This window comes from Rathayibacter sp. PhB152, assembly GCF_003751395.1.
Taxonomy (GTDB): Bacteria; Actinomycetota; Actinomycetes; order Actinomycetales; family Microbacteriaceae; genus Rathayibacter; species Rathayibacter festucae.
In genome coordinates this window covers 434145-451113 of the sequence record NZ_RJUT01000003.1, presented here as the reverse complement: position 1 = coordinate 451113, position 16969 = coordinate 434145, and the positions used below count along the sequence as shown (strand labels likewise).

The following is a 16969-nucleotide window of genomic DNA, read 5'->3' as shown; positions in this document are numbered from 1 at the left end:
TCACTCCGCGGCGGGACCTCCGAGCACTCGCAGCACTCGCGCCCTCTCCGCGACGTCGTCCACGATGTAGCGGTGGCGGGGAAGCAGCAGCGCATCGGAGTACGTGCGCCTCAGAAGCGCCGCTCCCTCCTCCGCGGTGGTGTAGCCCGAGACGTTGTACAGCGTCGCCGCGTCGGACAGGTCGCGCTCGTCCCGTGCGGCGTGAAGCTTCATCGCGAGGAGGTACTCCGGCGAGGGGACCTGGACCAGGAGGGACTCGGAGTCGAAGACCGTCCGAGCGTCATCGTCCTGGCCGGGCAGGAAGCCCTTCGCGGCGTCGTTGATCCAGTCGGGCTCGAGGCCGTGAAGCTCGCCGAGCTCAGCGGCGATCTCCCGGACGGCGGAGGCCGGAGCGAACGCGGCATCGACGTCACGCGTCACCCGCCCTCCGTCGTACTCGAGTGCCATCGCTGCCCCGCCGACGACGAAGAGCTGGCCTGCTGGCCGCGGTCCTCCAAGCGGTCGGAGAGCTCCTGGAACAGCGCCCGGAGTTCCGAGGCGTCGAGCTCTCCGTCGCCGGTCATGCGCGCGCCAGGGACCGTCCAGTGATCAGGATCCCGCGCTGGCGGAAGGCACGAGGGCTGTCCCGTTCGGCCTCCTCGCGGAAGATGCTCGGCACGGAGGGATACCAGGCCTCGACACGACGCTCAGCAGCCGACGCCCACGCGGGAGTCTCCCACCCGTCTCGTCCGGCCAAGTGATCCGCCAGAGCCGCGAACGCCGCATCGAGCTCGGCGGCACCTGTCCGCCCGGGCTCCTCCGAGAACACCCCGGAAGCGACCTCGGTACCGGCCCGCTTCGCCGTCGACACGTAGTCGTCGAGTGTCTGCAGGATCCCGAACCTCCAGCAGGTCTCGAGCGACTCACCCTCGGCGAGCAGCTGCTCGACTCGGCGCGCGTTCCCCGCCGCAGTGTGCAGGACGCCTGCTCTGCGCCCGACCGGCGAGGAAGGCTGCTCGTCCTCGAGCTCGAGGAGCGCCCCGATCGACAGCACGTGACCTGTGAACTTCATTCCGTGACCTCGTCTCAGCGTGACCAGAGTAGTCCGGCACCGGCGGCCGCCTCCAGACGGCCGGCCCGCAGAGGGGCGTAGGTAACCGCTTTCCGATACGCTGGCCGGATCATGCAGCGCAGACGAGACGACCGCAGCCGCCCGCTCTCCGGAGTCCGACCGTGATCCCGCGGATCGGGCTCGTCGGCATCGGCGGCTACGGCGCCTCGCATCTCGGCGCTGTCCTCGCGGCGCACCGCGACGGCCGCGTCCGGCTCGTCGGCGTCGCCGATCCGCGGCCGCCGGTCGAGGGGCTGCTCCCCGACGGCGTCGCGCACCACCCCGACGCGACCGGCCTCTTCGCCGCCGGCGGCACCGACGTCGTCATCATCAGCACCCCGATCCACACCCACGCCGCGATCGCACTCGCGGCGATGGACCACGGCAACGACGTCCTGCTGGAGAAGCCGCCCGCCGCCTCGCTCGCCGAGTTCACCGCCATCACGGAGCGCGCCGCGGCGACCGGCTCGCTCGTGCAGGTCGGCTTCCAGAGCCTCGGCTCCTCCGCGATCCCGGCGATCCGCGCGGCCGTGGCCGACGGCGAGATCGGCGACGTCGTGCGCTACGGCGCCTCCGGAGTCTGGGTCCGCGACGACCGCTACTGGTCGCGCTCCCCCTGGGCCGGCCGCCGCACGCTCGACGGCGCTGTCGTCGCCGACGGCGTCCTGACCAACCCCTTCTCGCACGCGACCGCCACCGCCCTCGCGATCGCCGGCGCCGACCGGCTCGAGGACGTCGTCGACGTGCGCCTCGACCTGCGGCGCGCGAACGACATCGAGGCGGACGACACCTCGGTCGCCGTGCTGACCCTGGCCGACGGCCTGCGGGTCACGACCGCGGTCACCCTCTGCGCCGAGCGACCGGAGGAGCCCTCCGTCGAGATCGTCGGCACCCGCGGGACGCTCCGCTTCTACTACACGCTCGACGTGGTGCAGCTCGTGCGCGAGGACCTGCCGCCGCGCACACTGCAGTACGACCGGATCACGCCGTTCGAGGGGCTGCTCGCTGCTCGCGAGCTGGGCACGCCGCTGCACGCCGGGATCGAGCGCACGGGCGGCTTCCTCCGCCTGCTCGAGGCGGTGATGGCCGCTCCGTCGCCGCGGGCGCTGCCGGAGGACGCCTGGCGCGAGGTGCAGGACGTCGAGGGGCGCCACCGCGTGATCGACGGCGTCGAGCACGCTCTGCAGGAGGCACTGCGCCGCGAGACCACGTTCGACGCGCTGGATCTGCCGTGGAGCTGAGCTCGCTGGTCCTCTGAAAGAAGGAGCCCGGTCCGCCGCTCACCCTCCAGCGACGGCGGACCGGGAGTTCAGGGGTGCGCCTCTCAGAGGTGCGGCGACACCGTCTCGGCGAAGGACGCGACGACGCGCTCCGCGACCTCGGGGTACGCCGTGTCCCAGACCTCCTGGTGGAAGATCTCGACCTCGACGTCGCCGGCGTAGCCCGCCTCGACGACCGCGCGGGTGAGCGATGCGAAGTCGATGACGCCCTCGCCCGGGTAGCGGCGCGCGAGCAGCACGTCGGCCGAAAGCGGGGTCGCCCAGTCGCAGACCTGGTAGCTCGCGATCCGGCCCTCCGCTCCGGCGCGGACGATCTGCGCGAGCACCTGCGGGTCCCACCAGACATGGAAGGTGTCGACGACCACGCCGACCGCGGCCGCGTCGAACGGCGCGGCGAGGTCGAGGGCCTGGCCGAGCGTCGAGACGACGGCGCGGTCGGAGGCGTACATCGGGTGCAGCGGCTCGATGGCGAGCTGCACGCCCGCCGCCGCGGCGTCGTCGGCCAGCTCGGCCAGCGCCTCCTGCACGCGGGCCCGGGCGCCGATCACGTCGCGCGAGCCGGCCGGCAGCCCGCCGGCGACGAGCACGAGCGCGGGGGCGCCGAGCGCGGCGGTCTCCTCGATCGCACGGCGGTTCTCGTCGATCGCCGCCCGCCGCTCCGGACCCTCGGGCCCGGTGAAGAAGCCGCCGCGGCAGAGGGAGGAGACGCGCAGGCCGGAGTCGGCGACGAGGCGCACGGCCTCCGCCAGCCCGACCTCGGCGACCGGCTCGCGCCAGAGGCCGATCGCGGACATCCCCGCGGCGACCGTGGTGTCGAGCGCCTCGGCGAGCGAGGCGTGCTTGATCGTGGCCTGATTGAGGGAGAGGCGCGGGTCGGCGCTCACGCGGTGACCGCCTCGACCAGGTGCAGCGCCTCGACGCCGCGGGTGACCTCGACGCCGTTCAGCGCGAGCAGCCCGGTCCAGCGGTCGGCCGCGAGCTCCGGCCGCTCCAGCGCCCCGGACGCGTTCGCGAGCCGGACGATCTCGGACAGGTGCGGCAGCGAGCGCGCGGAGTGCAGGCCGCCCACCATCGAGAAGGCCGGCTGGTGGCCGTTCAGCCAGGACAGGAAGGCGACGCCGGTCTTGTAGTACTGCGTCGGCGCGGCGAAGACCTGGCGCGAGAGCGCCTCGGTCGGGCCCAGCACACGGCGGTACTCGGCGGTGTCGCCCGCGTCCAGCGCCTGGATCGCGGCGGAGGCGCTCGGCGCCAGCGCGGCGAAGGCGCCGAGCAGCGCGTCGGACCAGCGCGGCGTGCCGTCGGCGTCGGGGGCGCCCTCGATCAGGCCGACGTAGTTGAAGTCGTCGCCGGTGAAGAGGGTCGCACCCTCGGGCAGCCGCGAGCGCAGCGCGATCTCCGCGTCCGCGTCCAGCAGCGACATCTTGATGCCGCGCACCGAGTCGAGGTTGTCCTCGATGATCCGCTGCACGACCGGGAAGGCGTCGATCGGGTCGGCCGCGCCGAAGTAGCCCTCGAGCACGCTGTCGAAGGCGGTGCCGAGCCAGTGCAGGACGACCGGCTTCGTGGCGCGGGCGAGCACGGCGGCGTAGACCCGCTCGTAATCGGCGGCGGTCTCCGCGGCGCGGGCCAGGTGACGGCTGGCCATCAGCACGACCTCCGCCCCCGCGTCCTCGGCGAAGGCGAGCTGCTCGACGTACGCGTCGATGACCGTCTCGAGCGGCACCACATCCTCGGTGAGCTGGTCCGTGTTGATCCCGACCACGAGCGCCCCGCCGACCGAAGCGGCCTCGGCGGCGCAGCGGCGGATCAGCTCCTGCGTCGCGGTCCAGTCCAGGCCCATGTTGCGCTGCGCGGTGTCCATCGCGTCGGCGACGCCCAGGCCCCAGGACCAGACGTGGTGGCGGAAGCCGAGCGTCGCGTCCCAGTCGATCTGGGCCGGGTGGCCGGGCCGGTTCTCGCCGTGCACCAGCGGCACGACGTGCGCGGCCGCGTAGGCGGTGCGCGAGCGCAGCGGGGCGGTGGGCCTCGTGTGCGCGGGCGCCGGAAGCAGCTCGATCGAGCGGGTCGCGCCGTCGGCGCCGAGGAGGGTCAGCCCGCTCACTGGACGGCGCCCGCCTGCACGAGCACCTCGGCGTCGGCGGCGGCGTCGAGCGCGGCGACGTCGATCCGGCGGCCCTCGCGCGAGGACTCCAGGCCCAGCTCGGCCAGGCGCACGCCACGCGCTCCGGCGAAGAAGTCGTACTCGTGCGGAGCGTCCTCGACCACGTGGCGGATGAACTGCTCCCACTGGGTCTTGAAGCCGTTCTCGAACACGTCGTTGACGGGCAGCTCCTGCCAGTCCTCGGCGTAGTCGTGCGTCTCGGGCAGGTCCGGGTTCCAGGTGGGCTTGGGGGTCGCGACGCGCGGCTGGATCTTGGCGCCGAACAGGCCGACCACGGCCGAGCCGAGCGTGCCGTCGACCTGGAACTCGACGAGCTCCTTGCGGTCGACCCGCACGGCCCAGGAGGAGTTGAGCTGCGCGGTGATGCCGCCGGCGAGATCGAAGATCGCGTAGGCCGCATCGTCGGCCGTCGCCGTGTACGGCGCGCCGTTCTCGTCGACCCGGGTCTCGATGTGGGTGGTCGCCTTGGCGTAGACGCCCTCGATCGGTCCGAAGAGGTTCTCGAGCACGTAGTTCCAGTGCGGGAACATGTCGACGATGATGCCGCCGCCGTCCTCGCTGCGGTAGTTCCAGCTCGGGCGCTGCGCGGCCTGCCAGTCGCCCTCGAAGACCCAGTAGCCGAACTCGCCGCGGACGCTGAGGATGCGGCCGAAGAAGCCGGAGTCGATCAGGCGCTTGAGCTTCTGGAGGCCCGGCAGGTAGAGCTTGTCGTGCACGACGCCGTTCTTGATGCCAGCCTCCTTGGCCAGCTCGGCGATCTCGAGCGCCTCGGCGTAGGACTCCGCGGTGGGCTTCTCGGTGTAGATGTGCTTGCCGGCGGCGATCGCCTTCTTGATCGCGGGGACGCGCGCCTTCGTCACGAGGAAGTCGGCGTAGACCTGCCACTTCGGGTCGGCGAGCGCGGCGTCGAGGTCGGTGGTCCAGTTCGTCAGGCCGTGCTTGCCGGCGAGCTCGGCGAGCTTCGCCTCGGAGCGCCCGACCAGCAGCGGCTCGACCTGCACGCGGGTGCCGTCGGAGAGCAGCACGCCGCCCTGCTCGCGGATCGCCAGGATCGAGCGGACGAGGTGCTGGCGGTAGCCCATCCGGCCGGAGGCGCCGTTCAGGATGATCCCGAGGGTGGGGGTGGTCGACTCTGACACGGTGCGCCTTTCGGAGGAGTGGGAAGCGTTTTCCTGATGCTAGCCGCGGACCGGTCCTGCGGGCAAGCGCTTTCCCAACCAGCGGAGGAACGGTGGTGAGCGGGTCTCGATACGCGCTGCGCGCTACTCGACCAGCACGTGCGGACCCGCGCCGACGCGCTTGCACGTGTTCCATGCTGATCGAGTAGCCCGCGCAGCGGGCGTATCGAGATCCACCACCGTCAGAACAGGGGTCCGCAGACCTGCCGTTCGGGAGACGGCGGGTCTCGATACGCCCCTGCAGGGCTACTCGACCAGCATGGCGCGCGCTACGCGGCCGGCGCGACTCGCGGCGGGGTGCTCGCGCGCAGGACGACGCGGGTGGGCAGCTCGACCGAGGCCCCGTCGGCCTCGTCGCCGAGGGCCGCGGCGACGGCGCGCTCGCCGAGCGCCGCGAGCGGCACCGCGACCGTGGTCAGGCCGGGGTGCACGTCCTCCGCGATGGGCGCGTCGTCGAAGCCCGCGACGCCCATGCCCGCGCCGGGCTCGACTCCGGCCGCGCGCATCGCGGAGGCGACGCCGACCGCCATCAGGTCGGTGACGGCGAAGACCAGGTCGATGTCGGCGGAGCGCCCGGCCAGCAGCGCGGCCGCCGCGTCGAACGCGCCGTCCCGGGTGAGCGGCGCCTCGACGATCAGATCCGGATCGACGCTCACCCCGGCCGCGGCCAGCCCCTCGAGGAACCCCGCGACGCGGTCGGACGACGTCAGCACCGCCTCCGGACCGCGCACGATCGCGCAGCGCCGGTAGCCGGCCTCGGCGAGCGCCGCCGCGAGCGCGCGGGCTCCGGCGCGGTTGTCCACCTGCACCGAGGGGAACGGCAGCCCGCCCTGGCTGATCATGGCGACCCGCCCGCCGGACGCCTCGTAGGCCTGCAGCTCGGCGATCAGCGCGTCGCGGTGCCGGTCGGCGGCGAAGCGGCTGCCGGCCAGGACGATCGCCCGCGGCCGCCCACCGCGCAGCGAGCGGACCAGGCCGAGCTCCTTGTCCGGGTCGCGGTCGGTGACGGCGATCCGCACGTCCAGCCGCGACGCGTCGGCCGCGCCGATCACCCCGGAGGCGATGCCCGAGAAGTACGGGTCGGTGATGTCGCTGACGAGCAGCGCGATCGTCGAGGTGGTCCCGCGCGCGACGGCCTGCGCCGCCGGATTCGCGGAGTAGCCGAGCTCGGCCGCGGCCGCCTCGACCCGCTCGCGGTACTCGCCCTGCACCTTCCGCGCGCTGCCGTTGAGCACCCGCGAGGCGGTGGCCAGGGACACTCCCGCCGCCCGGGCGACGTCGTGCAGCGTCGCGGCGGCGGTCGTTCGTCGTGCTGCCACGGTGCTCCTCGGGGTCCGGCGGCGGCTTCCCGCGCGCTCGCCAGTGTACGGAGGAGCCGGGACGCGGAGGAGGCGGGTGTCCGCGGAAGGGCGCTTCGCTCAGCCCTCGTCGAGCGGCGACACCCCGGTCAGCTCGACGGCGCGGTCCCAGAGTCGGCGCGCGGCGTCCCGGTCGCGGGCGGCGCGGTTCGGGTTCACCTGGCGCGGCGCCCCGCGGACCTCACCGAGGCCGCCCGGTCCGTAGTAGGCGCCGGAGCGCGCGTCGGGCGAGGTCGCCGCGAGCAGCGTCGGCAGCGCGCCGTCCTCGCCGCTCTGCCCGACCGTGCGCATCAGCGCGCCCATGATCGCGCCCTGCCCGTCGCCGGTATGCGTGTGCAGCTCGGTGACCGACATGCCGGGGTGCGCGGCCATCGAGCCGACACTCGACCCGGCCCGGCGCAGGCGCCGGTGCAGCTCGAACGCGAAGACGAGGTCGGCCAGCTTGGACTGCCCGTAGGCCGGCCACGGGCTGTAGCGGCGGCGCTCCCAGTTCAGGTCGTCGACGTCGAGCGTGCCGAAGCGGTGGGCGAGGCTCGAGAGCGACACCACGCGGTCCGCGATCCGCGGCAGCAGCAGCCCGGTCAGCGCGAACGGCCCGAGGAAGTTCGTGCCGAACTGCAGCTCGAAGCCGTCGGCGGTGCGCCCCTCCGGGACCGCCATGATGCCGGCGTTGTTGACCAGCACGTCGATCGGCCCGGTCGCCTCGGCGAACTCGCGCACCGAGGCGAGGTCGGCGAGGTCGAGCCGCCGGACGACGACGTCGCCGCCCATCCGCTCCGCCGCCCGCTCGCCCTTCTCGACGGTCCGGCAGGCGAGCACCACGCGGGCGCCGTGCTCGGCGAGCGCCCGCGCGGTCGCCTCCCCCAGTCCGCTGTTCGCGCCGGTGACGACGAACGTCCTGCCGGTCTGGTCGGGGATGTCTGCGGCGCTCCAGGAGGTCATCCGCCCACCCTAGATTCCGGGCGTGCACGCCACCTGGACGCCGGTCAGTCCTCGGTCCAGCGGTACCAGTGCGCCACGACGACCGGGCCGAGCTCGACGAGCGGCGACGACGAGCGGCGACGGCGCTCCTCGGCGCTCCCGGTCAGGCCGATCCGCGCGTCGGGCGACATCGGCAGGATCTCCAGGACGACGTCCCCGGAGCCCGCGTTCAGCTCGTCCAGGTCGAGCACCCACGGCCCGCCGTCCCAGAACTGATCGGCGACGACCTCGCCGCCGACGAGGATCCGGGCGACGTCACCGGCCCAGTGGATCTCGAGCTCGCGCCGCTGCGCCGCCGGATCGGTCTCCGGCAGCTCGAGCCGGTGCGCGGCCGCGGCGGCGAAGTCGGCGTCCCGGGGTGCGGAGGCGCGCCCCGCGGCCTCGCCGTAGGACACCGGCACGGCGTCGCTCGCGCGGAGCAGGGGCGCCTCGACCGCCTCCGTCTCCGGCCGCATCGACGCCGCCGATCCGGCGACCGGGACGAAGCGCTGCCCTTCCGGGTCGTAGGCGCGCGGCAGGCGACTCCCCGCCCGGACGTCCCCCGCGATCCGCCCCGCTCCGTCGAGCCAGACCGGGTCCTCCGACAGCACGAGGCGGCGCTCCCCCGAGCCCTGGTCGACGAGCACCGACGCCTCCTCACCCGCCTCCGCCGACAGGACCAGCACCGAGCACGCCCCGCCGTCGCCCTGCGCCCGCACCAGCACCGGCTCCTCGACGTCGAGGCGGAGGAGCGCGCTGTCCCGCCGCACCCCGTCCACCTCCAGCCGCGTGCCCTCCGCGAAGGCCAGCTCGGCGACGACCCCCGCGGCCGCCACCAGGACCAGCGTCGGCTCCGCCCCGTCGAGGAGCGTCAGCGGCGTCGCGGTCGCCCAGTCCAGCCGCACTCCGCCGACCGTCAGGCGCACCGGCCAGACCATCAGCGTCCCGGCCGGCACGGGAGTGCTCACCGAGGGGAACCGCACGACCTCGTCGTCGAGACCCACCTCGAGCACCACGCCCGGGTGCTCCGGCAGCGGCTCGTGCGGCTGGTGCCAGGTGACGAACACGAAGCCGCTCGACCCGTCGCTCCGCAGCGCCCAGCGCAGCGTGTCCGTGTCCTGCTGGTCGACCGGCAGCTCGTCCGGCAGCGTCGACGGCATCTGCGCGAGCCGCTCGCCGAAGGCCTCGAGGAAGGCGTGCTGGCGCCGCAGCAGCGCGAGGGTCGGCGACGGCCGGCCGCTCGCTCCGATCGGCGCGCGGAAGTCGTAGTCGAACCGCGGCAGGTCGTTCGGGTAGCCGGTCGCCTGCGACTCCTGCAGTCCGTCGGCGGCGGCGCTGCGCGGGTTCGTCCCCCCGGTGTACATGTAGTAGCCCTGCCAGGCCGAGCCGTTGCCGATCTTGGTGTGCGCGACCGCCGCGATGTCGAGCGGCTGCACGGCCGGGCGCCGGTGGTAGGCGGTGGCCATGCCGCCGCCGAGCTCGCAGGTCGCCGGCGGGTAGTCGAGCGAGGGGGCGCGGGGCGTCACCGCGTCCGTCGTCGCGCCGCGGACGTCGGCGCCGATGCCCGGGTCGTCCCACTGGTGGCTGAAGAAGAAGTGGTCGCGGAACGTCGAGTCCCACGGCGAGTCGGACTCGACCCAGAAGCCGTCCGCGTAGCCGCCGAACAGCGGCAGCACCTCGTCCAGCGGCAGGTCGGCGCCGCCCCAGCCCGTCGACGTCCAGATCGGCGCCGTCAGCCCCGCCTCCCGGGCCAGGCCCTTGAGGGTCCGGATGTGCCCGGGCTGGTCGTAGATCTCGTTCTCGATCTGGATCGCGACCACGTTGCTGCCCGGTCCGCACCGCGACGCCAGCTCGCCGCCGAGCGCGCCGAACCAGTCCCGGACGAGCTCGAGGTACTCGGGGTCGTCGGTCCGGTGCTCCACCTCGGCGGCCTGCACCCAGTCCGGGAAGCCGCCGTTGCGGACCTCGCCGTGGCACCACGGCCCCACCCGCAGGACGACGTCCAGCCCGACCTCGGCGCAGAGGTCGACGAACGCGCCGACGTCGAGGTCCCCGTCGAAGCGGCGCTCTCCGCGCACCTCCTCGTGGTGGATCCAGATCACGTAGAACGCCACGACCGTCACGCCGCTCGCGCGCATCAGCCGCAGCCGCTCCTCCCACCGAGCGCGCGGCACGCGGCTGTAGTGCAGCTCACCGGAGACCGGGATGAAGGGCCGACCGTCGCGCAGCACCGAGCGGCTGGTCAGCCGCCAGCGGTCGTGGCGGTCGACCGCGGTGCTCATCGCGGGCTCCCGCGCGGGCGCGGCCCACGGGAGGTGCCGCACAGTGGCGGTGCTGACGGTGTCCTGGCGTGCTGCGGTCATCGAGATGCTCCTTCGGATCCGGTCGACGATCCCGTCCACGCTAGCGGGAGGCCGATCCGCAGGTGCCGCCGTCAGCGCCGCGCCCGCGTCGACGCCCGCGCGACCAGCTCCGGCAGGAACACCGTCTGCCGCGGGATCAGCTCCGGGTCCGCCGCCTCCTCCAACAGCACGCGCAGCGCCGTCCGCCCGATCACGGAGCTCGGCTGCCGCATCGAGGACAGCGGCACGGCGGCGGCCGCGGCGAACGAGATGTCGTCGAAGCCGATCAGCGCGATCTCGTCCGGCACCAGCATCCGCCCGTCCACGGCGAGCGCCTGCAGCAGCCCGAGCGCGACCAGGTCGTTGGCCGCGAAGAGCGCGTCGGGGCGGTCGCGGCGCGGCCGGGCCAGGATCCGCATCCCGGCGGCGACCCCCTGCGCGACGGTCAGCGCCGTGGTCGCCACGACCTCGAGATCGACCGACGCATCGCTGTTCTCCACCGCGACCCGCGCGCCCGCCAGCCGGTCGGTGACCTGGCGGATCTCGAACGGCCCGCCCACGAAGGCCAGCCGGCGCCGCCCGGTCGCGATCAGGTGCTCGGCCGCCATCCGCCCGCCCGCGACGCTGTCGACCGAGACCGAGCTGTAGCGTCCGTCGCCGCTGAAGCGGTCGACCAGCACGACCGGCACCCCGCGCCCGCGCAGCTTCTCCAGCCGCTGCGAGATGTCGCCGTACGGCGCGATCAGCACGCCGCGCACCTGCTGCTCCTCGAAGAGGTCGAGGTACTGCCGCTCGCGCGACGGGTCCTCGTCGGTGTTGCCGTAGAGCACGGCGATCTGGTGGCGCGACGCCTCGTCCTCCGCGCCGCGGACCACGTCGTTGAAGAACGGGTTCTGCCCGTCGAGCACCACGAAGCCGACGGTCGAGCTCACGCCGTTGCGGAGCTTCCGGGCCGCGTCGTTCCGCACGTAGCCGAGCGACTCGACGGCGGCATTCACCCGGGCGAGCGAGTCGTCGGAGACCTCGTCCGGCCGGTTCAGCACGTTGGAGACCGTGCCGACCGAGACGCCGGCGCGCAGGGCGACGTCGCGGATGCTCACTCGCGCCACATCGCCTCCCCTGGGACGCCGAGCCGCATCTCGCGTTGACCGCTCCGGCTCAGCGTCCCTATAGTAGCGATGAAGCTGGATGAATCGATTCAGGTCCTCTTCATCCGAAGCCGGGACCTGACCGCGATTCCCCTCGATGAGGAGGTACCACCCGTGGCATCAGATCCGCCACCCGCACTCGAGCTCGCCCGCGTGGTCAAGGCGTTCGGCGCCGTCGTCGCGCTGCGCTCGGGCACCATCGCCGTGCACCGCGGGTCGATCCACGCGCTGGTCGGCGAGAACGGCGCCGGCAAGTCGACGCTCGTCAAGATCATCGCCGGAGTGCACCAGCGCGATGCGGGCGAGTTCCTCCTCGACGGCGAGCCGGTCGACTTCTCCTCGACCGCGCAGTCGAAGGCCGCGGGCATCGCCGTGATCTACCAGGAGCCGACGCTCTTCCCCGATCTCAGCGTCACCGAGAACATCTTCATGGGCCGCCAGCCCCGCGGTCGCCTCGGCCGCATCGACCGCAAGGCGATGCGCACCGAGGTCGTCGGCCTCTTCGAGCGCCTCGGCGTCCGGATCGACCCCGACCGCCCCGCCGAGGGCCTCTCCATCGCCGACCAGCAGATCATCGAGATCGCCAAGGCCATCTCGCTCGACGCGAAGGTCCTCGTGATGGACGAGCCGACCGCCGCGCTCTCCGGCGTCGAGGTCGAGCGCCTCTTCACCGTCGCCCGGTCGCTCCGCGACGAGGGCCGCGCGCTGATCTTCATCTCGCACCGCTTCGACGAGGTCTTCTCGCTCTGCGACACCATCACCGTGATGCGCGACGGCGCCTACATCTCCACCACCGCCACCGAGGACGCCACCGTCGACGGCATCGTCCGCGAGATGGTCGGCCGCGACATCACCGAGCTCTTCCCCAAGCAGGCGACCGAGATCACCGACGTCCTGCTCGAGGTGAACGGCCTCACCTCGGCCGGCGTCTTCCACGACATCTCCTTCACCGTCCGCGCCGGCGAGATCGTCGGCCTGGCCGGCCTCGTCGGCGCCGGCCGCAGCGAGGTGGCGCGCGCCGTCTTCGGCGTCGACCCCTACGACTCCGGCTCCGTCACCCTCGTCGGCGGCCGCATCCCGGCGGGCAGCCCCTCGGCCGCGATGCGCGCCGGGCTCGCGCTCGTTCCCGAGGACCGCCGCAAGCAGGGCCTCGTGCTCGACTCCTCCGTCTCGCGCAACATCACGATGGCGATCCAGAAGTCGCTCTCCAAGGGCGGCCTGATCACCGGCCGCCGCGAGAACACCGCCGCGCGCGACTGGGCCGCGCGCCTGGAGGTGAAGACCGACGCGCTCGACACCGTCGCCGGCACGCTCTCGGGCGGCAACCAGCAGAAGGTCGTGCTGGGCAAGTGGCTCGCCACGAACCCGAGGGTCCTGATCATCGACGAGCCGACCCGCGGCATCGACGTCGGCACCAAGTCCGAGGTGCACCGGCTGCTCTCGCAGCTCGCCGGGGAGGGGATGGGGATCCTGATGATCTCGTCCGAGCTGCCCGAGGTGCTCGGCATGGCCGACCGCGTCCTGGTGATGCGCGAGGGGCGGATCACCGCCGAGCTCGACCGGGCCGAGGCCACCAGCGAGACCGTCATGCTCGCCGCCACCAGAGGAGCAGCCGCATGAGCACCGCCCAGGCACCGACGCAGAAGCGCGTGCCCGCTGCCAAGCCCAACGCCTTCGCCTCCGGCTTCGGCTCCTTCGTCCGGGCCCGCGAGACCGGCATCCTGCTCGCGCTGGTCCTCGTCGTCATCGCGACGACCGCGAAGAACCCGACCTTCCTCTTCTCCCCCGACGGCTGGCGCGACCTGCTGCTGACCCCGTCGATCCTCATCCTGATCGCGGTCGGCCAGGCCATCGTGATCATCACCCGCTCGGTCGACCTCTCGGTCGGCTCGATCCTGGGGCTGACCGCCTACCTCACCGGCCGGCTGTTCCTCGACGTGCCGGGGATCCCGATCCTCGCCGTCTTCGCCGCCGGCATCGTCTTCGGCGGACTGCTCGGGCTGATCAACGGCGCGCTCGTCGCGTTCGCGAAGGTCCCGGCACTGGTGATCACTCTCGGCACGCTCTACGCCTATCGCGGCATCAACGTCGCCTGGACGGGCAGCGATCGGATCAACGCGTCCGACATGCCCAAGGACTTCCTCGCCCTGGGCACCGGGCAGTTCCTCACCATCCCGTACCTCACGATCATCGCGCTCGTCGTGCTGATCGCCTCGGGCTGGTACCTGCGCAACCAGCGCGCCGGCCGCGAGTTCTACGCGATCGGCTCCGACCCGGACGCGGCGCGGCTCTACGGCCTGCCCGTCACCCGGCGCATCCTGGTCGCCTTCGTCGTCTCCGGCGCGCTGACCGGCCTGGCCGGCGTCCTCTACGCGGCGCGCTACGGCACCGTCAACTCGCAGGCCGGCTCCGGCTACGAGCTCGACGCCGTCGGCGCCGCGGTGATCGGCGGCGTCGCGATCTTCGGCGGCTCCGGCACGGTCTGGGGCGCAGCGATCGGCGCGGTGCTGCTGCTCACCATCAACCGGGCCCTGCCGATCCTGGGCGTGCCCGACTTCTGGCAGCGGGCGGTGGTCGGCGTGCTGATCATCGGCGCCATCGTGCTCGACCGCGTGCTCTCCCTCCGACAGTCCCGCAAGCTCCTCGAAGAGAGGGACGACTCCTGATGAGCCTCGTCACCGACACCACCGCCGTGCGCACCGCGCGCGAGTACCGCGACTACGCCCGGCCGGCCTGGCAGCGGATCCTCTTCAGCCGCGAGACGGCGATCGTCCTGCTGCTGATCCTCGTGATCGTCGTCGCCTCCGCCTCGGTGAAGAGCTTCGACAAGCCGATCACCATCACCTACCTCTTCCTCGACATCGCTCCGACGCTGCTGATCGCGCTGCCGATGACGCTGATCATCATCACCGGCGAGATCGACCTGTCGGTCGCCTCCACCGTCGGGCTGGCGAGCGTGCTCACCGGCACGCTGCACCAGGCCGGAGTGCCGTTCGAGGTCGCAGCGCTGATCGCGATCGTGGCGGGCGCCGTCGGCGGAGCGCTGAACGGCTTCCTGGTCACCGTCGTCGGACTGCCCTCGCTCGCCGTCACGATCGGCACGCTCGCGCTCTACCGCGGGCTCGCGGTCGGACTGCTCGGCACCACGGCCGTGACGGACTTCCCCGAGTTCTGGACCGACCTCGCGAAGGCGAAGCTCGTCGGCCCGGTGCCGCTGGTGGTGCTGCCGTTCGCGATCCTGGCGATCGTCTTCGCGGTGGTGCTGCACTCCACCCGCTTCGGCCGCGGCGTCTTCGCCATCGGCCTGAACGACGAGGCGGCGATCTTCTCCGGCGTGAACGTGAACCGCACCAAGTTCATCCTGTTCGTGGTCTCCGGCGCCGTCTCCGCGCTGGCCGGCATCTACTACACGCTCCGCTACGGCTCCGCCCGCGGCGACAACGCGACCGGGCTCGAGCTGCAGGTGATCGCGGCCGTCCTGCTGGGCGGCGTCTCGATCTTCGGCGGCCGCGGCGCCCTGCACGGCGTGATCGCCGGCGTGATCCTGATCGGCGTGATCGCCTCGGCCCTGCGCCTCGCGAACGTCACCTCCGACGTCATCAACATCATCACCGGAGTGCTGCTCGTGCTCTCGGTGGTGTCCACCAGCTTCCTGGCCTGGCTGTCGCGACTGCGGCGCTCGGGCAGGAGACGCCCCTGATCCCGCATCACCGGCACAGCACCCGCACCACCCCGCACCACCCCCACAGCACCTCGACGAAAGGCAGACGATGATGTTCTCCTCCCGTGGGCGCCGCCTCGGCACCCTCACCGCACTGGCCGTCTCGGTCGCGCTCGTCGCGACCGGCTGCTCCGCCTCCGACGGCGACTCCGGCTCGGACGCCGGCGGCGACTCCGGCTCCGGTGACTACTCGATCACCTTCCTGCCGAAGAACCTCGGCAACGCGTACTTCGACACCTCCGACGCCGGCGGCGAGAAGGCCATCGAGGAGTTCGGCGGCACCTACGCCGAGGTCGGGCCCGCCGAGGCCTCCCCCGACGCGCAGGTCTCCTACATCAACACGCTCACCCAGCAGGGCGCCGGAGCGATCGTCGTCTCGGCGAACGACCCGAAGGCGATCTGCGACGCGCTGAACGAGGCGCGCGACAACGGCACCAAGGTCGTCACCTTCGACTCCGACACCAACGCCGACTGCCGCGACCTCTACATCAACCAGGCCACCGCCGAGGGCATCGCCAAGGCGCAGGTCGACCTGATCACCGAGCAGATCGGCGACAGCGGCGAGGTCGCGATCCTCTCCGCCTCCGCGAACGCCACGAACCAGAACGCCTGGATCGAGCTGATGGAGGAGGAGCTCACCGCGAACCACCCGGACGTCACGCTCGTCGACACCGTCTACGGCGACGACGACGACCAGACCTCGTTCGACAAGACCGCGGCCCTCCTGCAGACCCACCCCGACCTCAAGGGCATCATCTCGCCCACGACGGTCGGCATCGCCGCCGCCGCCCGCTACCTCTCCACCTCGGACTTCAAGGGCAAGGTCGCGCTGACCGGTCTCGGCACGCCGAACCAGATGCGCGAGTTCGTCGAGGACGGCACCGTCACCGCGTTCGCGCTGTGGAACCCGGGAGACCTCGGCTACCTCGCCGCCTACGCCTCGAAGGCCCTGATCGACGGCGACATCACCGGCGCCGAGGGCGACACCTTCGAGGCCGGCGACCTCGGCTCCTTCACCGTCGACGCCGACAACACCGTCCTGCTCGGCGACCCCTTCACCTTCACCGCCGACAACATCGCCGACTTCGACTTCTGACCCGTCAATTGGCCGAAGGCAAGCGCCCGCAGCAGACATGCTGATCGAGTAGCGCCCGCAGGGCGCGTATCGAGATCCACCGTCCCTGAAACGGTGGGTCTCGATACGCCGCTCCGCGGCTACTCGACCAACATGGCTGCAGGCCGCTCGAACAGCTCTCGCAGGGCGACCCCGTTCATGCTGATCGAGTAGCGCCCGCAGGGCGCGTATCGAGATCCCCCACCGAAAGGCCCCACCCCATGCAGCGCGTCTGCTTCCAGCTCCAGGTGCGACCGGAGCGCATCCCCGAGTACACCCGCCGCCACGCGGCCATCTGGCCCGACATGGCCGCCGCCCTGAAGGCCACCGGCTGGAACAACTACTCCCTCTTCCTCCGCCCCGACGGCCTCCTGATCGGGTACTTCGAGACCCCGTCGCTCGAGGCCGCCCGCGCCGGGATGGCCGCCACCGAGGTCAACGCCCGCTGGCAGGCCGAGATGGCCGAGTTCTTCGTCGAGCTCGACGGAGCCCCCGACACCGGCTTCCTGCAGCTGACCGAGGTCTTCCACCTCGAGGACCAGTTGCCCTGACTCCCTCCTCCTCCCCGACACCCATCGGACAGAGCCGCGGCTCCGAATGATGCACGGGGTCGATCG

The 16969-nt window shown here is 72.5% G+C and carries 15 protein-coding genes; 6 read left to right on the top strand and 9 right to left on the bottom strand.

Annotation, left to right across the window (positions count from 1 at the left end):
• Positions 1–585 carry a DUF6036 family nucleotidyltransferase gene (locus EDF36_RS08950; RefSeq protein WP_260300662.1) on the bottom strand — a complete coding sequence of 195 codons (585 nt, stop codon included), beginning with the start codon at positions 583–585 and terminating at the stop codon, positions 1–3.
• Positions 560–1051, bottom strand: a complete 492-nt coding sequence (locus tag EDF36_RS08945; protein WP_123705486.1) for a hypothetical protein — start codon at positions 1049–1051, stop codon at positions 560–562. The genes EDF36_RS08950 and EDF36_RS08945 overlap by 26 nt, the downstream gene beginning before the upstream one ends.
• Positions 1052–1212: 161 nt before the next feature.
• Here EDF36_RS08945 and EDF36_RS08940 point away from each other — a divergent pair, with 161 nt between their 5' ends.
• Positions 1213–2331 carry a Gfo/Idh/MocA family protein gene (locus tag EDF36_RS08940; RefSeq protein ID WP_123732717.1) on the top strand — a complete coding sequence of 373 codons (1119 nt, stop codon included), beginning with the start codon at positions 1213–1215 and terminating at the stop codon, positions 2329–2331.
• Between the two features lie 83 nt (positions 2332–2414).
• Here EDF36_RS08940 and EDF36_RS08935 read toward each other — a convergent pair whose 3' ends face one another.
• The 7 genes from EDF36_RS08935 to EDF36_RS08905 form a co-directional block, all read right to left on the bottom strand.
• Positions 2415–3254 (bottom strand): sugar phosphate isomerase/epimerase, encoded by an 840-nt coding sequence (locus EDF36_RS08935; RefSeq protein ID WP_123732716.1) that lies wholly within the window; start codon positions 3252–3254, stop codon positions 2415–2417.
• A complete protein-coding gene (locus EDF36_RS08930; protein WP_123732715.1) occupies positions 3251–4471 on the bottom strand; it encodes a DUF993 family protein in 1221 nt (406 codons plus the stop codon). The genes EDF36_RS08935 and EDF36_RS08930 overlap by 4 nt, the downstream gene beginning before the upstream one ends.
• Entirely contained in the window at positions 4468–5613 is a 1146-nt protein-coding gene (locus EDF36_RS08925) for a Gfo/Idh/MocA family protein (RefSeq protein WP_123447046.1), read from the bottom strand. Before EDF36_RS08925 ends, EDF36_RS08930 begins: the two co-directional genes overlap by 4 nt.
• Positions 5614–5978: 365 nt before the next feature.
• Positions 5979–7028: a LacI family DNA-binding transcriptional regulator gene (locus EDF36_RS08920; protein WP_123732714.1), complete on the bottom strand. Its 1050-nt coding sequence runs from the start codon at positions 7026–7028 to the stop codon at positions 5979–5981.
• 99 nt (positions 7029–7127) lie between these two features.
• Positions 7128–8009 (bottom strand): oxidoreductase, encoded by an 882-nt coding sequence (locus EDF36_RS08915; protein ID WP_123732713.1) that lies wholly within the window; start codon positions 8007–8009, stop codon positions 7128–7130.
• Between the two features lie 44 nt (positions 8010–8053).
• On the bottom strand, positions 8054–10390 hold the full coding sequence (locus EDF36_RS08910; RefSeq protein WP_123732885.1) for a beta-galactosidase: 2337 nt from the start codon (positions 10388–10390) through the stop codon (positions 8054–8056).
• A gap of 71 nt (positions 10391–10461) precedes the next feature.
• A complete protein-coding gene (locus tag EDF36_RS08905) occupies positions 10462–11478 on the bottom strand; it encodes a LacI family DNA-binding transcriptional regulator (RefSeq protein ID WP_123705492.1) in 1017 nt (338 codons plus the stop codon).
• A gap of 153 nt (positions 11479–11631) precedes the next feature.
• Here EDF36_RS08905 and EDF36_RS08900 point away from each other — a divergent pair, with 153 nt between their 5' ends.
• The 5 genes from EDF36_RS08900 to EDF36_RS08880 all read left to right on the top strand — a co-directional run bounded on the left by EDF36_RS08900 (position 11632) and on the right by EDF36_RS08880 (position 16903).
• Complete coding sequence (locus EDF36_RS08900) at positions 11632–13137, top strand: sugar ABC transporter ATP-binding protein (RefSeq protein WP_260300638.1); 1506 nt, start codon at positions 11632–11634, stop codon at positions 13135–13137.
• The gene (locus EDF36_RS08895; RefSeq protein WP_123732711.1) at positions 13134–14183 is read left to right on the top strand and encodes an ABC transporter permease; all 1050 of its coding nucleotides are present in this window, start codon (positions 13134–13136) and stop codon (positions 14181–14183) included. Before EDF36_RS08900 ends, EDF36_RS08895 begins: the two co-directional genes overlap by 4 nt.
• On the top strand, positions 14183–15217 hold the full coding sequence (locus EDF36_RS08890; RefSeq protein WP_123705495.1) for an ABC transporter permease: 1035 nt from the start codon (positions 14183–14185) through the stop codon (positions 15215–15217). Before EDF36_RS08895 ends, EDF36_RS08890 begins: the two co-directional genes overlap by 1 nt.
• A gap of 73 nt (positions 15218–15290) precedes the next feature.
• A complete protein-coding gene (rhaS, locus tag EDF36_RS08885; RefSeq protein ID WP_372487879.1) occupies positions 15291–16334 on the top strand; it encodes a rhamnose ABC transporter substrate-binding protein in 1044 nt (347 codons plus the stop codon).
• A 239-nt stretch (positions 16335–16573) separates the two neighbouring features.
• Positions 16574–16903 carry an L-rhamnose mutarotase gene (locus EDF36_RS08880; protein ID WP_123705497.1) on the top strand — a complete coding sequence of 110 codons (330 nt, stop codon included), beginning with the start codon at positions 16574–16576 and terminating at the stop codon, positions 16901–16903.
• The last annotated feature ends 66 nt before the right edge of the window (positions 16904–16969 follow it).